Source organism: Streptomyces sp. NPDC058401, assembly GCF_042722885.1.
In the GTDB taxonomy this organism is placed as follows: domain Bacteria; phylum Actinomycetota; class Actinomycetes; order Streptomycetales; family Streptomycetaceae; genus Streptomyces.
Genome location: NZ_JBHXKA010000058.1, coordinates 23,091 through 44,933, shown reverse-complemented (window position 1 = coordinate 44,933; position 21,843 = coordinate 23,091). Strand labels below are relative to the sequence as shown.

The following is a 21,843-nucleotide window of genomic DNA, read 5'->3' as shown; positions in this document are numbered from 1 at the left end:
GCCCTAGAGCAGGCCTATCGTGTTCTGTCGCTGGAGATACTTGTCGACATGGCGCTACAGCGTGTTGCCGACATGTGACATTCTGCTGGAACCGCGTTTGCCGCAGCCCCGCCTCCGGTATTCAGGTGGAGGCTGCGTTCCTCCGACGGGCGCGCAGATGAAGCGCGACCGTCCGCGACCTCAAGGGGGTGGCATGTCCGTAGACCAGGGCAGCTCACAGGTGCTCACGCTCGTCAAGCAGCGTGAAGTGCCGGCAGTGTCCCACCGCTCGGAAGCCATCGACACCCGGATCGACACCCGCACCCTCTCCCGCTCCCTCTTCAAGAGGCTCGCCGGCCTCGACGCGGACAGTCCCGAGCGGACCTACGTGCGGGACACCCTGATCGAGCTGAACCTGCCCCTCGTGCGCTACGCCGCGGCCCGCTTCCGGAGCCGCAACGAGCCCATGGAGGACATCGTCCAGGTCGGCACGATCGGGCTGATCAAGGCCATCGACCGGTTCGACTGCGAACGCGGCGTGGAGTTCCCGACCTTCGCCATGCCGACGGTCGTCGGTGAGATCAAACGGTTCTTCCGGGACACCTCATGGTCCGTGCGCGTCCCGCGCCGGCTCCAGGAGCTGCGCCTCGCCCTCACCAAGGCCAGTGACGAGCTCGCCCAGAAGCTCGACCGCTCGCCGACCGTGCCGGAGCTCGCGGCCGTGCTCGGGGTCTCGGAGGAGGACGTCGTCGACGGCCTCGCCGTGGGCAACGCGTACACCGCCTCCTCGCTCGACTCGCCCTCCCCCGAGGACGAGGGCGGCGAGGGCTCGCTCGCGGACCGGCTCGGGTACGAGGACACCGCGCTGGAGGGCGTCGAGTACCGCGAGTCGCTCAAGCCCCTGCTGGCCAAGCTCCCGCCCCGGGAACGGCAGATCATCATGCTGCGGTTCTTCGCGAACATGACCCAGTCGCAGATCGGCGAGGAGGTCGGCATCTCCCAGATGCACGTCTCCCGGCTGCTCACGCGCACGCTCGCGCAGCTCCGCGTCGGCCTGATCGGCGAGTAGCCCCGCCCCGCGCGTCATCGGGGCGCGGGTGCCCGGGTACACGGGTGCCCTCGGGCAATCCACCGCGCCCGCTTCCCAATTGACGACACGTCAGCAAAACTGCCGGGATGCGAAAGGTATCCCGGCAGGCCGTCGTCCTCGTCCTGAGCGCCACGGCCGCCACCGCCGCCCTGACCGGCTGCGGCGGTCCGGCGCGCGAGGGCTACGTGGCCGTGGGCGCGGCCGCTCCCGGCCCGGAGCGGGGCGCCGGGGAGAACGTCGCACCCGGGGCCGGGGTCGAGTTCCAGTCGCTCCCGCAGGCTTCGCCCGGGTCCCCCGCGGCCTCCGGCGGCACGTCGGGCAGCACCTCGGCGGACATCCCGGCCGAGGGCGCGGGCAGCACTCCGGGCGGTACTGCCGGCGGCGCCCCCGGCGGTACGCCGCCCGGCACTCCGGGTTCCCAGCCGCCCGGCGGCTCCGCTCCGGGCGGAGGCGCGCCCACCGCCCCCGGCGGCTCCGGGAACCCGCCCGGCGCCGGACCCGGCACGACGCCGCCCACCACCCCGGGCGGCAAGCCCGGGACCCCGTCCAGCCCGCCCCCGAAGCCGGGGCCGTCCACACCCGCGCCGCCACCGGCCGCGCCGGCGAAGCTGAGCATCGGCGCGCCCACCCGTACCGCGGCGGCGGAGCGCTGGTGCGAGCAGGTCACGGTGGCGTTCACCAACACCGGCGGCACGGCGGCGCGTTCGGGCACGGTGAGCTTCGCGACGCACATCATCGGCGCCCTGGGCGTCGACTGGGCCACCATCAACTCGACCCAGCCGCTGCCCGCGCCGATCGCGGGCGGCACGACGAGGACGCAGACCTACCGGATCTGCGTCGAATCCTGGCGCGTTCCCCTGGGCATGCGCGTGGAGACCCAGAAGGTCACGGCCGCCTGGAACTGAGGGTCGCGGCTCCTCGGAGCCAAAGACCGGGGCCGGAGCCCCGGCCCGGGCCGGGGCCGACGGCCGTCAGAGCGCCAGCCAGGCCACCACGGCGATCAGGACCACGGCGGCGAGGCCGACCCCGATCCAGAGGCCCGCGCCCGGTCCCGACTTGCGCGCGGCACGGTTCTGCATGCGCGAACCCGGGACGGAGGGGGCCGGTACCGGCTCCTCGACGAAGGCCCGGAACATCTGGGTGCTGCCCGCGGGGTCGTAGTCACCCTCGGGAGCCGGTGAGTTGTGGTTCGAGTCGTGATTCGCAGCCATGCGCAGGACCCTAGCCGGTTTTCCGATTCCTTTACCGCCCAGCCCTCCGATTCATTTGCCTGTAACAACCATCTGCTTCTATGGTTGCCCGAAGCAACGACATTCGGAGAGGGGCCCCGGTGACCGCACCTGCCACGCGCTACGCCGAACTGGCCCGCCAGCTCACCGGCATCGGCGCCGTCAAGCGCGACCTCGCCCGGCTCCTGCCCGCCGACTGTCCGCCCGGCTCGGCGGCCGTGCTCACCGTGCTCGACCGCCACGGCGAGATGCGGCTCGGGCGCCTGTCCGAATTCCTGGCCGTCGACATCTCCGTGACCAGCCGGCACGTCGCGCACACCGCCGACCGCGGCTGGATCACCCGCGACACCGACCCCGGCGACGCACGCTGCCGGATCCTGCGCCTGACCCCGGCCGGCCGCACGCTCCTCACCGAGCTCGGCACCCGCCACACCACCGTGCTGGAGAAGGCCCTGGCCGACTGGTCCGACGCGGACCTCGACCACCTCAACATCCTGCTGGCCCGACTCCGATCGAGCTTCACGCTTCCAGACAGCTAGACCGAAGGAAACACATGGCTACGACCACACCCACCGGTGTGCGGGGCGACGGCCGGCCGGAAACCGCTTCCGACAGCGCGCCCATGACCCACCCGCAGATCATGAAGGCGCTCTCCGGGCTGATGCTCGGCATGTTCGTGGCGATCCTGTCCTCCACGATCGTCTCCAACGCCCTGCCCCAGATCATCGGTGACCTCGGCGGCACCCAGTCCTCCTACACCTGGGTGGTCACCGCCGCCCTGCTCTCGATGACGGCGACGACCCCGCTGTGGGGCAAGCTCTCCGACCTCTTCAGCAAGAAGCTGCTGGTCCAGATATCCCTGGTGATCTACGTCCTCGGCTCGATGGTCGCGGGCATGTCCCAGAACACCGGCATGCTCATCGCCTGCCGCGTGGTCCAGGGCATCGGCGTCGGCGGGCTCTCCGCCCTCGCCCAGATCGTGATGGCCGCGATGATCTCCCCGCGCGAGCGCGGCCGGTACAGCGGCTACCTCGGTGCGGTCTTCGCCGTCGCCACCGTCGGCGGCCCGCTGCTCGGCGGGGTCATCACCGACACCAGCTGGCTCGGCTGGCGCTGGTGCTTCTACGTCGGCATCCCCTTCGCCGTCATCGCCCTGATCGTGCTCCAGCGCACCCTGCACCTGCCCGTCGTGCGGCGCGAGGTCAAGGTCGACTGGCTGGGCGCCTTCCTGATCAGCGGCGCCGTCTCGTCCCTGCTGATCTGGGTGACGCAGGCCGGCACCTCGTACGACTGGATGTCCTGGCAGACCGCGGCGATGACCGGCGGCGCCCTCGTCCTCGGCCTGCTCTTCCTCCTGGTCGAGTCCCGGGCGAGCGACCCGATCATTCCGCTGCGCCTCTTCCGCAACAAGACCATCAGCCTGGCCTCGGCGGCCTCGCTCTTCGTGGGCATCGCGATGTTCTCGGGCACGGTCTTTTTCAGCCAGTACTTCCAGTTGGCCCGCGGTGAGACCCCGACGATGTCCGGAATCCTCACGATTCCCATGATCGGCGGGCTCTTCGTCTCCTCCACCGTTTCCGGTCAGGTGATCACCAAGACCGGCAAGTGGAAGGCCTGGCTCGTCTCCGGCGGCGTGCTCCTGACGGCCGGACTCGGCCTGCTGGGCACCCTGCGGTACGACACCCCGTACTGGCACATCGCGATCTTCATGGCGCTGACCGGACTCGGCCTCGGCATGATGATGCAGAACCTGGTCCTCGCCGCCCAGAACCAGGTGGCCCCCGAGGACCTCGGCGCCGCCAGCTCGGTCGTCACCTTCTTCCGCTCGCTCGGCGGCGCGATGGGCGTCTCCGCCCTCGGCGCGGTCATGGCCAACCGGGTCACCCACTACGTCCAGGACGGCCTCGCCGCCCTCGGCCCCAAGGCCGCGGCCCTGGGCCACGGCGGAACCGGCGGGGGCGCGATCCCCGACCTCGCCAAGCTGCCCGAGCCCTTCCGCACGGTCATCGAGTCCGCGTACGGGCACGGCGTCGGCGACGTCTTCCTCTACGCCGCCCCCACCGCGCTGCTCGCCCTGGTGCTGGTGGTGTTCATCAAGGAGGTCGCCCTCCGCTCGAAGCCGGCCGCCCACGAACCGGCCGCCGCGTCGGCGTCGGCGGAGTAGCCGGACGGTCTACGGGGCTGCGGGCGCGGCGGAGCCGGACGGCGCGGCGGACCCGGTGAGTGCGGACCCGGTGGGTGCGGTGTGCGCCTGGATCCCCGCGATCAGGACGTCGAGCGCGAGGCAGAACTCCCCGTCGGGCGGCCGCCGGACGGTGCCCCCGCAGCCGTGCAGGAACTGGGAGACGGCCAGCCGGGCCCCGGCCCGGGTGGCGTCCGGCAGGCCCGTCGCGTCCAGCAGCCGGTGCAGGGCGGCGTCGAAGGCCCGCGCGTGCGGGCCGATGTTCGGATAGGCGGCGGTGAGCGGCGCCACCCACGGGTGGTCCACGAGCAGCCTCCGGTAGCCCCGGGCCAGCGAACGGAGCCGGCCGGGCCAGCCCTCCACGGGCGGCCCGGGCGGCTCCTGCTGTTCCCCGAGCTCGCCCAGGGCGCTGTCCAGGGCGAGTTCGAGCAGATCGTGCTTGGTGTCGACGTACCAGTACAGGGACATCGCGGTGACCCCGAGCCCGGCGGCGAGCCGCCTCATGGAGAACCGGGCCAGCCCCTCGGCGTCCAGCAGCCGCACGGCCGCGGCCGTGATCCGCTCCCGGTCGAGCCCGGCGGGGTCCTCACTGCGCCGCCGGGCGGGTGCGGCCGGCCGTACGGCCAGCCAGACGCTGGTCCGGGCCGTGCCGGGATCGGCCGGGGTGACCATGGAGGCATCCTCCTCACGCGCACGCGCACGGGACCGGCCCGGAATGCCCGGTCCGCCCCCTTGATGCTAGGGGGTGTCCAGGGCCGACGTGAGGTCGTAGAAGGTGGCGCCGCCGATGGTGGAGGCCTTGAAGGTGGCCTTGACCCAGGTCTCGATGGCACTGCTCGCGCCGCCGCCGGGGCCTCCTCCGCCGCGGACCGCGGTGCCGGTCTCCGCTCCGGCGGCGGTCTCACCGTCGGCCGTGGCACCGTCGGCTCCTGCGCCGTCGGCTTCCGTGCCGCTCTGGCCGATGAAGTAGTGGATCTTCCCGGCGCTGACGTACGCCTTGAACTGCTCCAGGGTCGGAGAGGGGTCGCTGCCGTTGAAACCGCCGATGGCCATCACCGGCTGCTGCGAAGCCAGCTGGTAACTGGCCGCGTTCTGCGAGCCGATGGCGGCCGCCGCCCAGGTGTAGCGGTCCGCGTCGGCGCGCAGCGCGGCCGTGGCCTCCGCGCTGGTCTTCGTCCCGCCGAGCAGGCCGCCCATGCCGCCTCCGCCGGGACCGCCGCCCATGGCTCCGCCGGGGCCGCCGCCGGTCCGGGTGCTCCGGCCGCCGTCCGCGGGCCGGCCGCCGGGGGTCCCGCCGCCCGGAGCCTGGCCGCCCTGGGCCGTTGCGCCCGGGGGCATGCCCTGCGGGGCGGCTCCGCCGCCGGGCATCCCGCCGCCGCCACCCGGCATCTCGAAGCCGCGCATCCCGCCGCCCGGGCCGCCCCGGCCACCCGCGACCGCGGGGCCCGCCGTGACGATGGAGCCCGCGTGCGGGGTGGTCACCGTGCTCAGGCAGTACGCGAGGGGACCGGCCAGGGCCACGCCCAGGCCGACTGCCGCGACGCCCAGTGCGGTGCGGCGGCCCAGCCGCGCGGTGAACGGCAGCAGCAGGGCGGTGCCGAGTCCGACAGCGAGGACCAACCAGCGCAACCACGGCACGAACTCCGCGGAGCGACCGAGCAACACGAAGGCCCAGTACGACGTGAGAGCGAGGGTCCCCGCGAGCGTGAGGGAGGCGGCCCGGCTGCCCCGCTCCTCCCAGAGGACCGCGATGCCCATGCCGACCAGGGCGGCGATGTAGGGGGCCAGGGCGACGGTGTAGTACTCGTGGAAGATGCCCTGCATGAAGCTGAACACCACCGCGGTGATCAGCAGCGCCCCGCCCCAGGCCAGGAACGCCGCGCGGGCCATGCCCTCCAGCGAGTCGGTGGCCCGGCGGGCCCGCCAGGTGACCACGAGGCCCGCGACGAGCAGGATCAGCGCCGCCGGCAGCAGCCAGCCGATCTGGCCGCCGATGTTGGAGGAGAACAGCCGGTCGATGCCGGTCTCCCCCCAGCTCATCCCGCCGCCACCGCCTCCGCCGCCACCGGGGCCGCCGGCCATGCCCTCGGCGGCCGCCGTGCGGGCTCCGCCGCCGACGCTGCCGGTCTCCTCGCCGTTGATCCGGCCGAGGCCGTTGTAGCCGAGGGTCAGTTCCAGGAAGGAGTTGGTCTGCGAGCCCCCGATGTACGGGCGGGAGGAGGCGGGCCACAGTTCGACGACCGCCACCCACCAGCCGCCGGCCAGCACCATCGCGAGGGTGGAGAGCAGCAGCTGCCCCAGGCGCCTGCGCAGCCCGGTCGGCGCGCAGACCGCGTACAGCAGGGCGAGGGGCGGCAGGATCACGAAGGCCTGCAGGGTCTTGGTCAGGAAGGCGAAGCCGACCGCGACCCCGGCCCAGACGAGCCACTTGGTGTGCGCCCCGTCGAGGGCCCGCAGCACGCAGTACACGGTGACGGTCATCAGCAGGGTCAGCAGCGCGTCGGGGTTGTTGAAGCGGAACATCAGCGCGGCCACGGGCGTCAGCGCGAAGACGGCCCCGCTGATCAGGGCCGCCACCGGACCGAACTGGCGGCGCACGGCCGCGTAGAGCACGGCGGTCGTGCCGACGCCCATGAGGGCCTGCGGGACGAGGATCTGCCAGGCGCCGAGGCCGAAGAGCCGGACGGACAGCATCATCGGCCACAGCGCGGCCGGGGGCTTGTCCACGGTGATGGAGTTCCCGGCGTCGGAGGATCCGAAGAAGAAGGCCTTCCAGCTCTCGCTTCCCGCCTGGACCGCGGCGGAGTAGAAGGAGTTCGCGTACCCGGACGCCCCCAGGTCCCACAGCAGCAGCACGGCGGTGGCCAGCAGCAGCCCGAGGAACGCGGGGCGTTCCCAGCCGGGCCGCGCGAGGTGCGCCCGGGCGGCCCCGCGGGAGGGGGCGGCCGGGGAGGGCGGATGGAGCGGGAGCGCTGCCGTGGTCATCAGGAGTGGTCCTTCGCGGGAGTGGGGCGCCGTTCGGGGAAGACCCAGGCGCGGAAGAGCAGGAACCGCAGCACGGTGGCGGCGAGGTTGGCGGTGACCAGGACGGCCAGCTCGGTGCCGTGCCCCGGCGTGGCGCTGGCGGCCCCGAGGGCGGCGAGCGATCCGCTGGTCAGGGCCAGTCCGATGGCGAACACCACGAGCCCCTGGGCCTGGTGGCGCACGGCGCGGGCCCGGCCGCGGACGCCGAAGGTCAGCCGGCGGTTGGCGGCGGTGTTGGCTACGGCGGAGAGCAGCAGCGCGGCGGCGTTGGCGAGCTGCGGGCCCGCGGCGGTCCGGGCCGCGGAGTAGAGGAGCAGGTAGAGCAGGGTGGACAGGGCGCCGACCGCGCAGAAGCCCAGGAGCTGGCGGGCCAGCCCGCGCGGCACCCCGGGCAGGGCCGTGCGGTCGCGCGGGTCGTCCCCGAAGGGGCGGGCGAGCCGGTCCAGCGGGAGCGCGCCCACGGCCAGAGCCCTGCCCACCCGCCAGACTCCCTTGAGGTCCTCCGCGGCGGTGCGGGCGATGTGCACGGTGGAATCGGGGTCGTCGACCCAGTCCACCGGGACCTCGTGGATCCGCAGCCCGGCCCGCTCGGCGAGGACCAGCAGCTCGGTGTCGAAGAACCAGCCGGAGTCCTCCACCAGCGGCAGCAGACGGGTCGCGACCTCGCGGCGGATCGCCTTGAAACCGCACTGGGCGTCGCTGAAGCGGGCGGAGAGGGAGGAGCGCAGGAGCAGGTTGTAGGCCCGGGAGATGAACTCGCGCTTCGCTCCCCTGACCACCCGCGAGGAGCGGGCCAGGCGGGTGCCGATGGCGAGGTCGGAGTGGCCGGAGATCAGCGGGGCGACCAGCGGCAGCAGGGCGTTGAGGTCGGTGGAGAGGTCCACGTCCATGTATGCCAGGACGGGCGCGTCCGACTCCCCCCACACGGTGCGCAGGGCCCGGCCGCGGCCCTTCTGCTCCAGCCGGGTGCTGCGTACGCCGGCCACCGAGGCGGCGAGGGCGGCCGCGACCTCGGGGGTGCGGTCGGTGCTCGCGTTGTCGGCGATGGTGATGCGGAAGGGGTACGGGAAGGTCCGGGTGAGGTGCTCGTGGAGCCTGCGCACGCAGGGGCCGAGGTCCGTCTCCTCGTTGAAGACCGGGATCACCACGTCGAGGACGGGCTCACCCGGTACGGGAGCGAGGGGCGCCCGTACCGGGAGCGCTCCGGGAGAGGTGTCGGTAGGCATGACCCGACCCTCCCGGGCCGGGCTGTCACCGCTGTGTGCTGACCCTGTGGCCCGTCTGTGAGTGCGGCTGCGCCGGAGCGGGGGCGGCCGGGTGGGCCAGGGGCAGCAGGACCTCGAAGGAGGTGTGGCCGGGGGCGCTGTGGACGGTGACCTCGCCGCCGTGGGCCGCGACCACGGCGGCGACGATGGCCAGGCCGAGTCCGGTGGAGCCCGCGGAACGTGAGCGGGAGGCGTCGCCGCGGGCGAACCGCTCGAAGACGTGGGGCAGCAGCTCGGGCGGGATGCCGGGGCCGTCGTCCTCGATCCGGAGCCGGACGGCGGATGTTTCACGTGAAACATGGGCCGTGACGGTGGTGCCGGGCGGGGTGTGCGTCCGGGCGTTGGCCAGCAGGTTCACCAGTACCTGCTGGATTCGCGCCGGGTCGGCGTGGACGGGCGCCGGATCCTCCGGGAGTTCCAGGCGCCAGTGGTGCTCGTGGCCTGCGGCCCGGGCATCGCTGACGGCGTCCACGACCAGCGGGGCCAGATCGGTGTCGCAGGTGGACAGCGGGCGGCCCGCGTCGAGCCGGGCCAGCAGCAGCAGGTCCTCCACCAGTCCGGTCATCCGGGTGGCTTCGGACTCGATCCGCCCCAGGGCGTGCCGGGTGTCGGGACCCGGCTCCTCGCGGCCCCGGCGGGTCAGTTCGGCGTACCCGCGGATCGAGGCCAGCGGGGTGCGCAGCTCGTGGCTGGCGTCGGCGACGAACTGCCGTACCCGGGTCTCGCTCTGCTGGCGTGCGGTCAGGGCCGAGGAGACGTGGCCCAGCATCCGGTTGAGCGCGGCGCCGACCTGCCCGACCTCGGTACGGGGGTCGGCCTCGGCATCGGGGACCCGCTCGTGGAGGGCGGGCTCGCCGCTGTGCAGGGTGAGTTCGGAGACCCGGGTGGCGGTGGCGGCGACCCGGCGCAGCGGGCGCAGGGCGACACCGACCAGGACCTGTCCGGCGAGGGAGGCCGCGATCAGCCCGGCGAGGGTCACGAAGACCTCCACCGCGATCAGGGTGTGCACGGTGGAGTCGACCTCGGTGAGCGGGAAGCCGAGCACGATCCTGCCGTCGGGCGAGGTCAGCACCCGGTAGCCGCCGAGTCCGGGCAGCTGCAGTTCGACCGGATCGCTCCGCACGCCCGGGCGGCCGCCGGCGGCTTTGTGCGCGGCCCCGGCGAGGACGGAGGCCTGGTCCGGGGTGAGGGGCGGGTGGGCCCCGGTGCCGGATCCGCCGACGGCGGCACTGCGCTGGCTGCGGACGCTCTCGACGGGCTTGCCCTCGGCATCGAAGCGGGCCCCGACGGCCCCCAGCGGGGATCCGGGTCCCATGACGACGCCGAGGTTGGTGTCCCGGGGGAACTTGCCCGCGCCGGGGCGGCTCGCCATCTCGACGGAGACGCGGAGCTGTTCGTCGACCTTGTCGACCAGGTACGAGCGCAGCGCGACGGTGGTGACGGTGCTGATGGCCGCGCCGACGACGGCGATGAGGGCCACGGCCGAGACGACGAGCCGGGTCCGCAGCGACCAGGGCCGCCGGCTCCACCTGGGGCGGCGGCTCCACCGGGGGCGCCGGCTCCACCGGGGGCGGCTGATCCACCGGGGGCGGCGGGGGCCCGGGGGACGCCCCGGGCGGCCCGGCCGGCGGGGACGGCGGGAGCTCCGGGGCTCGCCGGCCGCCACTAGTCGGCCGGCTTGATCAGGTAGCCGGCGCCGCGACGGGTGTGGATCATCGGCGGAAGGCCGGTACCGGCTTCGAGCTTGCGCCGCAGATAGGAGATGTACAGCTCGACGACGTTGGCCTGACCGCCGAAGTCGTACGACCACACGCGGTCCAGGATCTGCGCCTTGCTCAGCACCCGGCGCGGGTTGCGCATCAGGTAGCGCAGCAGCTCGAACTCGGTCGCGGTCAGATGGACGTCCTGACCGCCCCGGGTCACCTCGTGGCTGTCCTCGTCGAGCCGCAGGTCCCCGACCTCCAGCACCGACCCGCTGCGGGCGGCCTGCGCCGCGCCGGAGCGCCGGACCAGGCCGCGCAGCCGGGCGACGACCTCCTCCAGGCTGAAGGGCTTGGTGACGTAGTCGTCGCCGCCCGCCGTCAGACCCGCGATGCGGTCCTCGACCGAGTCCTTCGCGGTCAGGAACAGCACCGGCACGTGCGGGAGCTCCCTGCGCAGGCGGCCCAGGACGGCCAGCCCGTCCATGTCGGGAAGCATGATGTCGAGCAGGACGACGTCGGGCCGGAACTCCCGTGCCGCGCGCACCGCGCCCGCACCGTCGCCCGCGCTGCGGACCTCGCAGCCTTCGTAGCGCAGGGCCATGGAGAGGAGCTCGGAGAGGGCGGCCTCGTCGTCCACGACGAGGACCCGGCAGGGGCTGCCGTCGGGCCGGACGAGGGCCGTGTGGTTGCCGGTGGACGTGGACGCGTGGGAAGTGGTCGTCGCAGTCATGCGTACACGCTGGCCGCCGCCCGTGAGAGCGCTCTTGCGTGAAGCTGTGAATTCCCTGAGAAACCCCTCCCCGCCCTCAGGGCAGGCGCCCTCAGGGCAGGCGCCCTCAGGGCAGGCGCCCTCAGGGCAGGCGCCCTCAGGGCAGGCGGAAGAGCCGGGCCCCGTTGTCGTGGCAGACGGCGCGCAGCCAGGCGTCGCCGAGGCCGAGGCGTTCCAGGGCGTCGAGCTGGTGCTCGTAGGGGTAGGGGATGTTCGGGAAGTCGGTGCCCAGCAGGATCCGGTCGCCGAGGTCGGCGAGCCGGCCGCGGTCCTGCGGCGGGAAGCCGCTGAACTGCTCCGAGAAGTCGGTGAAGGCCATGGTGGTGTCGAGGCGGACCTCGGAGTACCGGTCGGCGAGGTCGAGGAAGTCGGCGTACTCCGGCATCCCCATGTGCGCGACGATCAGCGGCAGCCCCGGGTGGCGGGCCAGCAGCCGGGCGATCGGTTCGGGGCCGGTGTGCTTCCCGGGGACGGGCCCCGAACCGCAGTGCACGACCGTCGGGATCCCGGCCTCGGCGAGGAGCCCCCAGACCGGGTCGAGCCGGTCGTCGGTGGGGTCGTACCCGCCCACCTGGAGGTGGGCCTTGAACACCCGGGCCCCCGCCGCGACGGCCTGGCCGACGTACTCCCGCACCCCGTCCTCCGGGAAGAAGGTCGCGGTGTGCAGGCAGTCCGGGGTGCGCGCGGCGAAATCGGCGGACCAGGAGTTGAGCCAGGCGGCCATCGCCGGCTTGTGCGGGTAGAGCATGGCCGTGAAGGCCCGGACCCCGAACTCCCGGAGCAGTGCGACCCGCTGCTCCTCCTCGTGCCGGTAGGTGATGGGCCACTCGACACCGGTCAGCGGACCCACCGCGTCGAAGTAGTCCCACACCTTGTCCAGGACCCGCTCGGGCATGAAGTGCGTGTGTACGTCGACCAGCCCGGGCACCCCGAGCCGTTCCCGGAACGCCCGGACGGCCTCAGCCGTCTTCGCGGACAAAGCCGTGGCTCCGCTCGACCGTCGCGATGTGCAGCGTGTAGCTCTCGTACCAGTCGGCGCGCCCCTGCTTCATCGCCGCCTGGTGCTCCATGTCCTTGCGCCACAGGGCGAGGGACTCGTGATCGCGGAAGTAGGCGACGGTGATGCCGAGCCCGCCGGGCGTCCGCGCGGACTCGTAGCCGAGGAAACCCGGATTGCCGCTGACGAGCTCGGCCATCCGCTCGAGCGTCTCGGGGTATCCGCTGTCCTCAACGGTCCGGACACTGGTGAACACGCTCATGACATAAGGCGGTTCGAAGGCCTGCACGGGCTGAATGGTCATGCCCACCACCCTCTGCGGCCGATGCGTGGCATGTCCACTGGAAAACGGCCCGGACAGCCAAAGGGATCCAAGTTTTGACCTTGCCCCCTCCCCGCCCTCCCCCTCCCTGCCCCTCCCGGTCCTGCCCCTCCCGGTCCTGCCCCTCCCGGTCAGAACAGCCCGTCCTGCGCGGCGCCGGTGTCCCGCCCGGTCACGGGGACCACCGCCACGGGCACGTCCGTGGCACCGCCCTCCCCGGGCGCGGTCAGCTCCCACCCCGCGAGCAGCCGGGTGTCCACCACCAGCCCGTCGGCGAAGTGCAGATCGGGCCCGGCCGCGCCGACCAGCCGGCCGGCGACGGTCCCGCCGGGCACCATCTCGGTGATCACCCGGGCAGGGGCTGGCAGTGCGTCGAGCCCGAACACCCCGGCGTGGTCGGTCACCTCGCACTCCAGCCTCTCCAGCGACTCCGGCCATCCCTCCAGCGCCGCCGCCCGTCCGTGCAGGGCCGCCACCTCCGCCGCCCGCTCGGGCTCCGGAGGCAGGTCTCCCCGTACGGACCGCTTGCGGGCATAGGCGATCCGGTCGGGCACTCCGAGGGCCGCCCGCAGCAGTTCCTCGGTCCGGCGGGTGGCCATCAGCGGCCCGCGCCCCAGCCAGGCCCAGGCCACCGCCCCTTGCTCCAGCAGCCGGACCGACCCGCGCTCCTCGGCCGTGATCCCGACCTTGACCAGCCCGGCCCCGAACCAGGCGAGGTACACCCGGTAGGTGCGCGGATCACCGGCATTGGTGTCGGCCGCCACCGAGAAGGAACGGTCCAGGCCCGCGCACTCGGGGCACTGGGCGTTGCCGGCCCGGCCGGGCACGGTCCGCCGCGTCGGGCACGGCGTCCGCCGTCCGGCCCGCCGGACGCCGAGGCAGTGGCGCTCTCCCCGGGCCGCGAAGGCGAGCGGCTGTCCGTACCCGAGGAGGCTGGTGCGCTCGCCCCGTCCCGGTCCCTGCCCGTACCAGCCCATGGCGGGCCGGCCGTCATTCCACCGGAGCCCGGTGCACCGCCAGGTCACAGGGGGAGCGGTCGCTCGAAGAAGGTCTCCAGGACGACGGTGGCCTGCGTCCCGCTGACACCGTCGATGGCGTAGAGGCGGCGCAGGACGTCCTGCAGCTGCTCGGTGGTGGCCGTGCGGACCTTGACCATGACGGAGGCGCTGCCGGCGATGATGTGCGCCTCCTGGATCTCCGCGATGTCCTCGAAGGCGGCCCGCGAGTCGCCCATCCAGGCCGAGGAGTCGACCATCACGTAGGCCAGCACCCCGCTGCCCACGGCCGCCGGATCCACCTCGACCGTGGTCCGCCGGATGACCCCCCGCTCGCGCAGCTTGCGCACGCGCTCGTGGGTGGCTCCCGCGGAGAGCCCGACGGAGGCCGCCAGCGCCGCGTACGGCTGGCCCGCGTCCTCCTGGAGGCGCTGGATCAGCGCCCGGTCGATGTCGTCCACCGAACTTCCTCCCACGTCCCTGCACACCCTCGCCAAGACGCTACCTGATCCTGAAATCACCCCCCGGAGCCGAACACCATTCGGCCCCTTCCCGCCTTGCCCCGGCCCTCGCCCTTCAGCCCTCCGCCCCGGACCGGCTAGCGGGCGACGAACTGCGTCAGGATCGCCTGGACCTCATAGATGTCGACGCCCTTGGTGAAGGTCTTCGCTATCGGCGCCGAGCTGCCCGAGAGCCATATCTTCAGCTCCGCGTCCAGGTCGAAGTGACCGGCGGTCTCCACGGAGAAGTGCGTGATGCTCCGGTACGGAATCGAGTGGTACTCCACCTTCTTGCCCGTGAGCCCCTGCTTGTCGATGAGCACGAGCCGCCGGTCCGTGAACAGGATCGTGTCGCGGATCAGCAGATATGCGGCGTGCACCTGCTCCCCTTGCCCCAGCAGCCGCGCGTACTCCCGGTGCGCCGACGCCGGATCCACGGCGTGCGCGTTCCCGAACAGTCCCATGTGAGCTCCCCCTGCTTTCCCGGTGAACCGATCTCCGGTGAGTCGATCTCCGGAAAACCGTAGCCGCGCGCTTCCGCAACCCGCGTCCCCCGGCAGAGCCATCTCACCCCGTAGCTCCCCGGAGCCAGACCTCATCACTGAGGAGGACAGGAGAGAGGACAGGAGGGAGGAGAGGAGGGAGGAGAGGAGGGAGGAGAGGAGGGAGGAGAGGAGGGAGGAGAAGAGTGAAGAAGAGGAAGGACAACGCAAGAGGCCCCCCGGTGAACCGGGGGGCCTCTTGGGCTGTGCACTCGGCAGGATTCGAACCTGCAACCTTCTGATCCGTAGTCAGATGCTCTATCCGTTAAGCTACGAGTGCTTGGCTGGCCGGGGTTTTGCGCCCCGTTGGCCTTGCGAGAACAACAATACATGGACCTCGCCGGGACGCGAAATCCATTAGCTCCACCCGCTCTGACCTGCGGAAATGGCCTGGAAGAAGATCATCCGGTTGGGTGCCCGGGCATCCCTGCCGGGTGTCCGCGCGAGCAGATCCCGCCGGCTCCCCACCCCGACCGCAGACTCCGAACGCAGAGTCCAGACGCGGAGTCCAGAGGCAGGGTCCAGACGCGGACCCCGAACGCACCGAAGCCCCGGTCCGCAAGGACCGGGGCTTCGTGATGTGCGGAGGCGGAGGGATTTGAACCCTCGATGGGGGGTAAGCCCCAAACCGCATTAGCAGTGCGGCGCCATAGACCGGACTAGGCGACGCCTCCAGCACACCCCCGCGTACGAGGGTGCGTGCAGATGATGACACAGGCCAGGGGCCCGTCACCAATCCGCTCCCACGGTACAAGGAGGGCGGCCCGCAGAGCAAAGCCTTAACCGGCCCCGTGTGCAGAACGTCGGCGCCGCCCCGTCGTTGGTCTGTCGTACGACGTACGGACGACCTGGAGTTCCCCATGCTGCGTCTCGCCGCTTTCGCCGTCACCTCCGCTCTTGCCGCAGCGGCGGCCGGCCCGGCGGGCCCCCTGCCCCCGCTGCCGCCCCTGAGCCGGCTCCTGTCCGCCCCGGCCCCCGCCCCCGCCCCTGACCGGCTCACCATCGCCGTGGCCGACACCGGCAACCCTCGGGCGGACGGCGAGTACCGGCTGGAGTGCGACCCGCCCGGCGGGAACCACCCGCAGGCCGAGGACGCCTGCGCCCGCCTCGAAGCCCTCGCGCGCGAGGGGAAGGACCCCTTCGCCCCCGAGCCCAAGAACCAGCTGTGCACCATGCAGGACGGCGGCCGCGCCACCGCCCGGATCACCGGAACATGGCACGGCCACAGGGTGGACTCCCGGTTCCGCCGGACGAACGGATGCGAGATCCGCCGGTGGAACGACTTGGAACCTGTCCTTCCACGTGGGCGTTCCTGACCTGGGAGGATGCGCCGGTCGGGCGGTATGCACCGGACATCCGCCCCCTCGCCGGGAGCCCGTGCCCTTAGACTCCTCCCGTGACATGCCGGTAGTTGTGGTCAGGGAGGAAGCTCGTCGTGAGCAGCAGGCCATCCCGAGGCGCTGCTCGCCTCGCAGCAATACTCGACGCTCTTCCGGACGCGCTGTTGCTCGTCAACGCCAACGGCACGGTCGTCAACGCGAATTCGATCGCCCTGGAGGTCATGGAGAGCCCCGGTACGGGGCTCGTCGGACGGGGCGTGCTCGACCTCCTGCCCGAGTTCGACTCCAAGCTGATCCCCGGCTCGATGCGCCGGCCCGGCGAGGACGAGGGCGGCCGCGCCCGCCCCAAACGGATGGTCGCCCGCCGCACCGACGGCAGCGAGTTCCCCGTGGAGGTCACCGCGGCCCATCTCGACGGCCGTGACGCCTACCGTGAGCCGCAGCCCTCGTACACGGGCGACGAGCTGCTGATGCTCGTCGTACGGGACCTCTCGCAGACGGTGGACACCGAGGCCGAGCTGGCCCGCTCCCAGCGGCAGACCGAGATGATCCTGCGCGCCGCCGCCGAGGGCGTCGTCGGTACGGACACCGACGGCAGGGTCGTGCTGGTCAATCCGGCCGCCGCCCAGATCCTCGGCTACCGCGCCACCGACCTCGGCAACCGCGAACTGCACGGGCTGGTCCAGCACTCGCGCGCCGACGGTTCGCCGTTCCCCTTCGAGGAGTCCCCGCTCGCCGACACCCTGCGCAGCGGACGCAAGCACCGGGTCCGCGGCCAGGTGCTGTGGAACAAGGCCGGGCAGCCCGTCGCCGTGGACCTGACCACCTCTCCCGTACGGGACGGGGAGCAGCTCGTCGGCGCCGTCATGACGTTCACCGACCGGCGTTCCTACGACGCGCTGGCCGCGCGCCACGCCCAGCTGCTGTCCGTCCTCGAAGACTCCCTGCGCGGACCGCTGGAGGAGCTGCGCGGCGAGCTGGCCACGCTGGCCGCCGACGACGCGGGCCAGCTGTGGCCGGAGGCCAACCAGCTCCTGCACCACCTGGCCGCCGGGTACTCCCGGATGACCACGCTCGTCGACAACGTGCTCTCCTTCCAGCGCCTCGACGCGGGCGGCGAGAAGCTCGACAAGAAGAAGGTGCTGATCGACGGGGTCGTCGCGGCCGGCGTCGACGGCGCGGTCGAGCTGATCGGCCCCGGGCGGGCGCAGTTCGCCGTGCACGCCCCGACCATCGAGGCCGAGGTGGACGCGGAGCGGATCTCGACCGCGCTCGCGCACCTGGTCGCGGACGTCGCCGGGGTGGACGCCACCGGCAAGACCCGTCAGGGCAGCGGGTACATGGACTCGACGATCGTGGTGGCCGCCGCGCAGCGCGGCGAGGTCGTACGGATCGAGGTGCGCGGCCCGTACGAGGGCGGCAACCCGGTGCACGAGCCGATCGTGCGGGGCATCGTGGAGGCGCACGGCGGTGTGCTGCAGACGGTGGAGGTGCCGGGCGCGCCCGGCGGGGCGTACGTACTGGAGCTGCCGCTGGGTGCGGGGGCCGGGACGGTCACCCTGCCCGAGCCGGAGGAGGCTCCGCCGGCCGAGTCCGGGACCGGGACCGGGACCGAGCCCGGGACCGAGGGCGGCCCGGGGCAGGTCTCCGGGGGCCGGCGGGCCCGGCGCGGCGTGGACGCCTTCCTCGACGACGACGCCGCTGCCGACCCGGAAGCCGGTGCGGCCACCGGGAAGGGAGCCGACGGCGGCTCCGGCACCGGCGTGGCGAAGGCCGGCCAGAACCCCGATGGCACCGACGGCGCCGACGGCGGGAGCGCGCTGGCGCTGCCGTCCGGGCGGCGCCGGGGCGGTGAGGCCGCGGCGGTGGCCCGGCCCGGCGACGGCGCTCCCGCGGAGCTCGCCCAGTCCCCCGTGAACCCGGCGGGCCTGGGTGGCAGCGGTACCGGGCGGCGCCGCGGCCAGAACGGCGACGGCAGCGGCGGCGACCCCGCCGCCGGCGGCAACGACCGCCCGGGCGGCCCCGGGCGGCCCGTGCCCGCGCAGGGGACCGCCATGCCCGCGCTTCCGCCCGTGCCGGTGCCTCCCGTGCCGGTGCCCCCGTTCCCGGGGCTCCCCGTGCCGCTGACGGAGCACCCCGCCGGGCGGCGGCGTGCCCTGGGCGCGGCGGGACCGGCGCAGCCGGGCGGCCCCGTGCCGGCGACCGGGCTCGGGCCGAAGCCCGCTCCGATGCCGGCGGCCCCGCCGTCGCCCGCTCCCGTGCGGCCCATCGCCCCCGAGGGCGGCTTCGCTCTGCCCGCCGGCCCGACGCCGGCTGCGCAGCCGCCGCAGGCCCCCGCCATGGCCGGCTCCGCCGCTGCGGCCGAGGCCGAAGCCGCGGGCGGGCGGCGCGGACGCCGGGTGCTGGGCGCGCCCGGTACCGGCTCCGAGGACGCCGAAGCCGCCGCCGGGCGGCCGGACCCGGGCGGGCAGGGCCCCGTAGCCTCCGAGACGCATCCCACCGGGCGGCGGCGTGCGCTGCCCGCGACCCCGGCCTGGCCGGTTCCGGCAGCCCGTACCGCCCCCGAGGACTCGGACGGCAGCGGGCAGATCGCCGTACCCGGAGCCCGGCAGCCGCAGGACGCCCCCGCGGAGGCCGCCGGGGCGCCGATCAGCGTCCGTGCGCTGGGCAGCCTCGGCCAGGGCGGCGGGTCCGGCGACACCAACGGCTCCGGCCGGCGGCGCCGCCTCGCGGAGCCCGTGCCCGAGGGCCGTGCCTTCGCCATAGGAGCGCCCGAGGAGGGCTCGGCCGAGGGTCCCGAGCCGCTGGACGGGCCCGGTGGCGCCGTCGAGGTGGTCAACCGGACCGTGCCGCGTCCCGTGGACGACGAGCTGCCGCCCGAGCCGCTGGACAACCCGCGCCGGCTGCTGGTGTGGCCGGCTCCGGACGCGCAGACGCAGGCCGCGCTCAGCGACCGCGGCTACCGCCCGGTGATCGTGCACTCCCGCGAGGAGGTCGACGCGCAGATCGCCGCGTTCCCCGCCGCGCTGTTCGTGGACCCGCTGACCGGGCCGATCACCCGGACCGCCCTGCAGTCGCTGCGGCAGGCCGCGGTGGCCGCCGAGGTGCCCGTGCTGGTGACGGCCGGGCTGGGGCACGCCACGCGCGAGGCCGCGTACGGCGCCGATCCGGCGGTGCTCCTCAAGGCGCTCGCGCCGCGCGACAGCGAGCAGCATCCCTCCCGGGTGCTGCTGATCGAGGAGCACGACGAGATCGCGGCCGCGCTGACCGCCGCCCTGGAGCGGCGCGGGATGCAGGTCGCGCGGGCCGACGCCGATACGGACGCGGTGGAGCTGGCGACCCGGATGCGGCCGAACCTGGTGGTGATGGACCTGATGCAGGTGCGCCGCCGCCGGGCCGGGATCGTGGACTGGCTCCGCGCCAACGGGCAGTTGAACCACACCCCGCTGGTGGTCTACACGGCCACCGGGATCGAGCCGTCCGAACTGCCGCGGCTGGCCTCGGGGGAGAGCGTGCTGTTCCTCGCGGAGCGGTCCACCACGGCGGACGTGCAGGGCCGCATCGTGGACCTGCTGGCCAAGATCGGCACCAACTAGTCATCCTGGCCGCATGGCCATCACCGACACGAGCGAGCAGACCGTCCCCGCCGACAACGGGGAGGTCAGCCTGCTCATCGCGCGACAGGTCGACCCGGGGCACGAGGAGAACTTCGAGGCCTGGGCCCACGGGATCCTGGAGACGGCCGCGGCCTTCCCCGACCACCTGGGGTACGGCCTGTTCCGGCCGGCCGTGGAGGGCGGGCCCTGGTTCCTGGTGCACCGGTTCCGCAACCAGGCGGCCTTCCAGCGGTGGCAGGACTCCGCCGAGCGCGCCGCCTGGTTCTCCAACTGCCTCGGGCACCACCACAGCGAGATAGCCCGGCGCGAACTGCACGGCATGGAGACTTGGTTCGCGAAGCCGGGTACGGCCCGGCCCGCGCCGCCGCGGTGGAAGATGGCGATCAGCTCCGGGCTGGCCATCTTCCCGATCTCGCTCGCGGGCAACGCGCTGCTCGGGCCGTACCTGGTGAACCTGCACTTCGTGCTGCGGACGGCCGCGTTCGCCGTCGTCTTCAGCACCCTGATGACCTACGTGGCCATGCCCGCGATCAGCAAGCTGCTGCGGCCCTGGCTGACGCGCGGCGAGTAGCCCCGTAGGGCCCGGTGGCTCGGGCGAGCCCGGTGGCTCAGTCGAGCTTGGTGACGTCGAGGGCGCCTTCCGCGTACTGCTTGCGGATCACCTTCTTGTCGAACTTGCCGACGCTGGTCTTCGGCACCGCCTCGACGATCGCCCAGCGCTCCGGCAGCTGCCACTTGGCGATCGTCTGCCCGAGGAAGGCGCGCAGTCCCGCGTAGTCCACGGTGGCCCCCTCCTTCAGGACGACGGTGGCCAGCGGACGCTCGTCCCACTTCTCGTCGGGTACGGCGACGACCGCCGCCTCGGCGACCTCGGGGTGGGCCATCAGCGCGTTCTCCAGCTCCACGCTGGAGATCCACTCGCCGCCGGACTTGATGACGTCCTTGGCCCGGTCGGTGAGGGTCAGGAAGCCGTCGGTGCTGATCACACCGACGTCGCCGGTCTTGAGCCAGCCGTCCTCGCTGAACTTGTCCTCGGGGCGGAAGGGTTCACCGGCCGCGCCGCCGTAGTAGGCGCCCGCGATCCAGCTGCCGCGGACCTCCAGCTCGCCCGCCGACTCTCCGTCCCAGGGCAGGAGGTCGCCGCCGGGGCCGACCAGGCGGGCCTCGACGCCCGCCGGGAAACGGCCCTGGGTGATGCGGTACGGCCACTCCTCCTCGGGAGTCAGACCGGCCGGCGGGTGGGCCATGGTGCCGAGCGGGGAGGTCTCGGTCATCCCCCAGGCGTGGTTGAGGCGCACGCCCAGCTTGTCGTAGGCCTCCATCAGGGCCGGCGGACAGGCCGCGCCGCCGATGGTGACCTGCTTCATCGAGGTCAGGTCGCGCGGGTTGGCGGTGACCTCGGCGAGCAGCCCCTGCCAGAGCGTGGGGACGGCCGCGGCGTGCGTGGGCTTCTCCCGCTCGATCATGTCGGCGAGCGGGGCGGGCTGCAGGAAGCGGTCCGGCATCAGCATGCTGATGCCCGTCATGAAGGTGGCGTGCGGCAGGCCCCAGGCGTTGACGTGGAACTGCGGGACGACGACGAGGGAGGTGTCCTTGTCGGTCAGGCCCATCGACTCGGTCATGTTGACCTGCATCGAGTGCAGGTAGATCGACCGATGGGAGTAGATGACGCCCTTGGGTTCCCCCGTGGTGCCGGAGGTGTAGCACATGGCCGCGGCCTGGCGCTCGTCCAGCTCGGGCCAGTCGTAGGTGTCCGGGCGGCCCGCCAGGAGCTCCTCGTACTCGTGCACGCGCACGCCGAGGCCCTCCAGCGCGGAGCGGTCGCCGATGCCCGCGACCACGACGTGCTCGATCGTCGGCAGGAGCGGCAGGAGCGGGGCGAGCAGCGGCAGCAGGGTGCCGTTGACCAGGACGACCTTGTCGGCCGCGTGGTTGACGATGAACACCAGCTGCTCGGGAGGGAGCCGCAGGTTCAGCGTGTGCAAGACGGCGCCCATGGACGGGATCGCGAAGTACGCCTCGACGTGCTCGGCGTTGTTCCACATCAGGGTCGCGACGCGGTCGTCCTGCCGGACGCCCAGCTCGTCGCGCAGGGCGTTGGCCAGGCGCGTGGCACGGGTCCCGATCTCGGCGAAGCTGCGGCGGTGCGGCTCGGCCTCCCCGGTCCAGGTCGTGACCTGGGACTTCCCGTGGATCGTCATCCCGTGCTGCAGTATGCGGGTGACGAGGAGTGGTACGTCCTGCATGGTGCTCAGCAAAGCGTCCTCCCGGTGAGCGCTGCGGCGCTGC

The 21,843-nt window shown here is 73.2% G+C and carries 19 protein-coding genes and 2 tRNA genes; 7 read left to right on the top strand and 14 right to left on the bottom strand.

All coding sequences use genetic code 11. The features are described 5' to 3' along the window. Positions 1-193: 193 nt before the first annotated feature. Positions 194-1,048, top strand: coding sequence for an RNA polymerase sigma factor SigF (locus ACFWNV_RS21935; RefSeq protein WP_243341827.1), 855 nt, complete (start codon positions 194-196; stop codon positions 1,046-1,048). A 107-nt stretch (positions 1,049-1,155) separates the two neighbouring features. Continuing rightward, the gene (locus ACFWNV_RS21930; protein ID WP_383949548.1) at positions 1,156-1,974 is read left to right on the top strand and encodes a hypothetical protein; all 819 of its coding nucleotides are present in this window, start codon (positions 1,156-1,158) and stop codon (positions 1,972-1,974) included. Between the two features lie 66 nt (positions 1,975-2,040). Here ACFWNV_RS21930 and ACFWNV_RS21925 read toward each other — a convergent pair whose 3' ends face one another. Further along, positions 2,041-2,280 carry a hypothetical protein gene (locus ACFWNV_RS21925; RefSeq protein ID WP_383949546.1) on the bottom strand — a complete coding sequence of 80 codons (240 nt, stop codon included), beginning with the start codon at positions 2,278-2,280 and terminating at the stop codon, positions 2,041-2,043. An 80-nt stretch (positions 2,281-2,360) separates the two neighbouring features. Here ACFWNV_RS21925 and ACFWNV_RS21920 point away from each other — a divergent pair, with 80 nt between their 5' ends. Together ACFWNV_RS21920 and ACFWNV_RS21915 are read left to right on the top strand one after the other, a co-directional pair. Beyond that, a complete protein-coding gene (locus ACFWNV_RS21920) occupies positions 2,361-2,837 on the top strand; it encodes a MarR family winged helix-turn-helix transcriptional regulator (RefSeq protein WP_383949543.1) in 477 nt (158 codons plus the stop codon). A 14-nt stretch (positions 2,838-2,851) separates the two neighbouring features. Beyond that, positions 2,852-4,462 (top strand): MDR family MFS transporter, encoded by a 1,611-nt coding sequence (locus ACFWNV_RS21915; RefSeq protein WP_383949540.1) that lies wholly within the window; start codon positions 2,852-2,854, stop codon positions 4,460-4,462. A gap of 9 nt (positions 4,463-4,471) precedes the next feature. Here ACFWNV_RS21915 and ACFWNV_RS21910 read toward each other — a convergent pair whose 3' ends face one another. The 12 genes from ACFWNV_RS21910 to ACFWNV_RS21855 form a co-directional block, all read right to left on the bottom strand. Next, positions 4,472-5,152 (bottom strand): TetR/AcrR family transcriptional regulator, encoded by a 681-nt coding sequence (locus ACFWNV_RS21910; protein WP_383949537.1) that lies wholly within the window; start codon positions 5,150-5,152, stop codon positions 4,472-4,474. Positions 5,153-5,218: 66 nt separating this feature from the next. Next, positions 5,219-7,465, bottom strand: coding sequence for an ArnT family glycosyltransferase (locus ACFWNV_RS21905; protein WP_383949534.1), 2,247 nt, complete (start codon positions 7,463-7,465; stop codon positions 5,219-5,221). After that, positions 7,465-8,730 carry a glycosyltransferase gene (locus tag ACFWNV_RS21900; protein WP_383949531.1) on the bottom strand — a complete coding sequence of 422 codons (1,266 nt, stop codon included), beginning with the start codon at positions 8,728-8,730 and terminating at the stop codon, positions 7,465-7,467. The genes ACFWNV_RS21905 and ACFWNV_RS21900 overlap by 1 nt, the downstream gene beginning before the upstream one ends. A gap of 25 nt (positions 8,731-8,755) precedes the next feature. Then, positions 8,756-10,249, bottom strand: coding sequence for a sensor histidine kinase (locus tag ACFWNV_RS21895; RefSeq protein ID WP_383949528.1), 1,494 nt, complete (start codon positions 10,247-10,249; stop codon positions 8,756-8,758). 185 nt (positions 10,250-10,434) lie between these two features. Then, complete coding sequence (locus tag ACFWNV_RS21890) at positions 10,435-11,202, bottom strand: response regulator transcription factor (RefSeq protein WP_383949525.1); 768 nt, start codon at positions 11,200-11,202, stop codon at positions 10,435-10,437. A gap of 136 nt (positions 11,203-11,338) precedes the next feature. Then, positions 11,339-12,220, bottom strand: a complete 882-nt coding sequence (locus ACFWNV_RS21885) for an amidohydrolase family protein (protein ID WP_383949522.1) — start codon at positions 12,218-12,220, stop codon at positions 11,339-11,341. Then, on the bottom strand, positions 12,201-12,542 hold the full coding sequence (locus tag ACFWNV_RS21880) for an antibiotic biosynthesis monooxygenase family protein (protein ID WP_383949519.1): 342 nt from the start codon (positions 12,540-12,542) through the stop codon (positions 12,201-12,203). The genes ACFWNV_RS21885 and ACFWNV_RS21880 overlap by 20 nt, the downstream gene beginning before the upstream one ends. A gap of 149 nt (positions 12,543-12,691) precedes the next feature. Then, positions 12,692-13,537 carry a DUF2797 domain-containing protein gene (locus tag ACFWNV_RS21875; protein WP_383949516.1) on the bottom strand — a complete coding sequence of 282 codons (846 nt, stop codon included), beginning with the start codon at positions 13,535-13,537 and terminating at the stop codon, positions 12,692-12,694. Positions 13,538-13,581: 44 nt separating this feature from the next. Next, complete coding sequence (locus ACFWNV_RS21870) at positions 13,582-14,016, bottom strand: Lrp/AsnC family transcriptional regulator (protein WP_383949513.1); 435 nt, start codon at positions 14,014-14,016, stop codon at positions 13,582-13,584. A 137-nt stretch (positions 14,017-14,153) separates the two neighbouring features. Beyond that, a complete protein-coding gene (locus tag ACFWNV_RS21865; RefSeq protein WP_254381969.1) occupies positions 14,154-14,519 on the bottom strand; it encodes a PH domain-containing protein in 366 nt (121 codons plus the stop codon). A 285-nt stretch (positions 14,520-14,804) separates the two neighbouring features. After that, a tRNA-Arg gene (locus tag ACFWNV_RS21860) sits at positions 14,805-14,877 on the bottom strand. 303 nt (positions 14,878-15,180) lie between these two features. Beyond that, a tRNA-Ser gene (locus tag ACFWNV_RS21855) sits at positions 15,181-15,271 on the bottom strand. A gap of 186 nt (positions 15,272-15,457) precedes the next feature. Between ACFWNV_RS21855 and ACFWNV_RS21850 the strand changes: the two genes are divergently transcribed. From ACFWNV_RS21850 to ACFWNV_RS21840, 3 genes are all read left to right on the top strand, one after another. Further along, a complete protein-coding gene (locus ACFWNV_RS21850) occupies positions 15,458-15,913 on the top strand; it encodes an SSI family serine proteinase inhibitor (protein ID WP_383949509.1) in 456 nt (151 codons plus the stop codon). A gap of 119 nt (positions 15,914-16,032) precedes the next feature. Further along, positions 16,033-19,533 (top strand): PAS domain-containing protein, encoded by a 3,501-nt coding sequence (locus ACFWNV_RS21845; RefSeq protein ID WP_383949506.1) that lies wholly within the window; start codon positions 16,033-16,035, stop codon positions 19,531-19,533. Positions 19,534-19,546: 13 nt separating this feature from the next. Then, on the top strand, positions 19,547-20,125 hold the full coding sequence (locus ACFWNV_RS21840; RefSeq protein WP_383949503.1) for an antibiotic biosynthesis monooxygenase: 579 nt from the start codon (positions 19,547-19,549) through the stop codon (positions 20,123-20,125). 37 nt (positions 20,126-20,162) lie between these two features. Here ACFWNV_RS21840 and ACFWNV_RS21835 read toward each other — a convergent pair whose 3' ends face one another. After that, positions 20,163-21,812: a long-chain fatty acid--CoA ligase gene (locus tag ACFWNV_RS21835; protein WP_383949500.1), complete on the bottom strand. Its 1,650-nt coding sequence runs from the start codon at positions 21,810-21,812 to the stop codon at positions 20,163-20,165. Positions 21,813-21,843: the final 31 nt, after the last annotated feature.

Coding starts and splice junctions, on each gene's coding strand:
- ACFWNV_RS21905 (WP_383949534.1), bottom strand. CDS start 7,465: ATGACCACGGCAGCGCTCCCGCTCCATCCGCCCTCCCCGGCCGCCCCC.
- ACFWNV_RS21840 (WP_383949503.1), top strand. CDS start 19,547: ATGGCCATCACCGACACGAGCGAGCAGACCGTCCCCGCCGACAACGGG.
- ACFWNV_RS21880 (WP_383949519.1), bottom strand. CDS start 12,542: ATGACCATTCAGCCCGTGCAGGCCTTCGAACCGCCTTATGTCATGAGC.
- ACFWNV_RS21875 (WP_383949516.1), bottom strand. CDS start 13,537: ATGGGCTGGTACGGGCAGGGACCGGGACGGGGCGAGCGCACCAGCCTC.
- ACFWNV_RS21925 (WP_383949546.1), bottom strand. CDS start 2,280: ATGGCTGCGAATCACGACTCGAACCACAACTCACCGGCTCCCGAGGGT.
- ACFWNV_RS21865 (WP_254381969.1), bottom strand. CDS start 14,519: ATGGGACTGTTCGGGAACGCGCACGCCGTGGATCCGGCGTCGGCGCAC.
- ACFWNV_RS21890 (WP_383949525.1), bottom strand. CDS start 11,202: ATGACTGCGACGACCACTTCCCACGCGTCCACGTCCACCGGCAACCAC.
- ACFWNV_RS21910 (WP_383949537.1), bottom strand. CDS start 5,152: ATGGTCACCCCGGCCGATCCCGGCACGGCCCGGACCAGCGTCTGGCTG.
- ACFWNV_RS21900 (WP_383949531.1), bottom strand. CDS start 8,730: ATGCCTACCGACACCTCTCCCGGAGCGCTCCCGGTACGGGCGCCCCTC.
- ACFWNV_RS21850 (WP_383949509.1), top strand. CDS start 15,458: ATGCTGCGTCTCGCCGCTTTCGCCGTCACCTCCGCTCTTGCCGCAGCG.
- ACFWNV_RS21920 (WP_383949543.1), top strand. CDS start 2,361: ATGGTTGCCCGAAGCAACGACATTCGGAGAGGGGCCCCGGTGACCGCA.
- ACFWNV_RS21935 (WP_243341827.1), top strand. CDS start 194: ATGTCCGTAGACCAGGGCAGCTCACAGGTGCTCACGCTCGTCAAGCAG.
- ACFWNV_RS21930 (WP_383949548.1), top strand. CDS start 1,156: ATGCGAAAGGTATCCCGGCAGGCCGTCGTCCTCGTCCTGAGCGCCACG.
- ACFWNV_RS21915 (WP_383949540.1), top strand. CDS start 2,852: ATGGCTACGACCACACCCACCGGTGTGCGGGGCGACGGCCGGCCGGAA.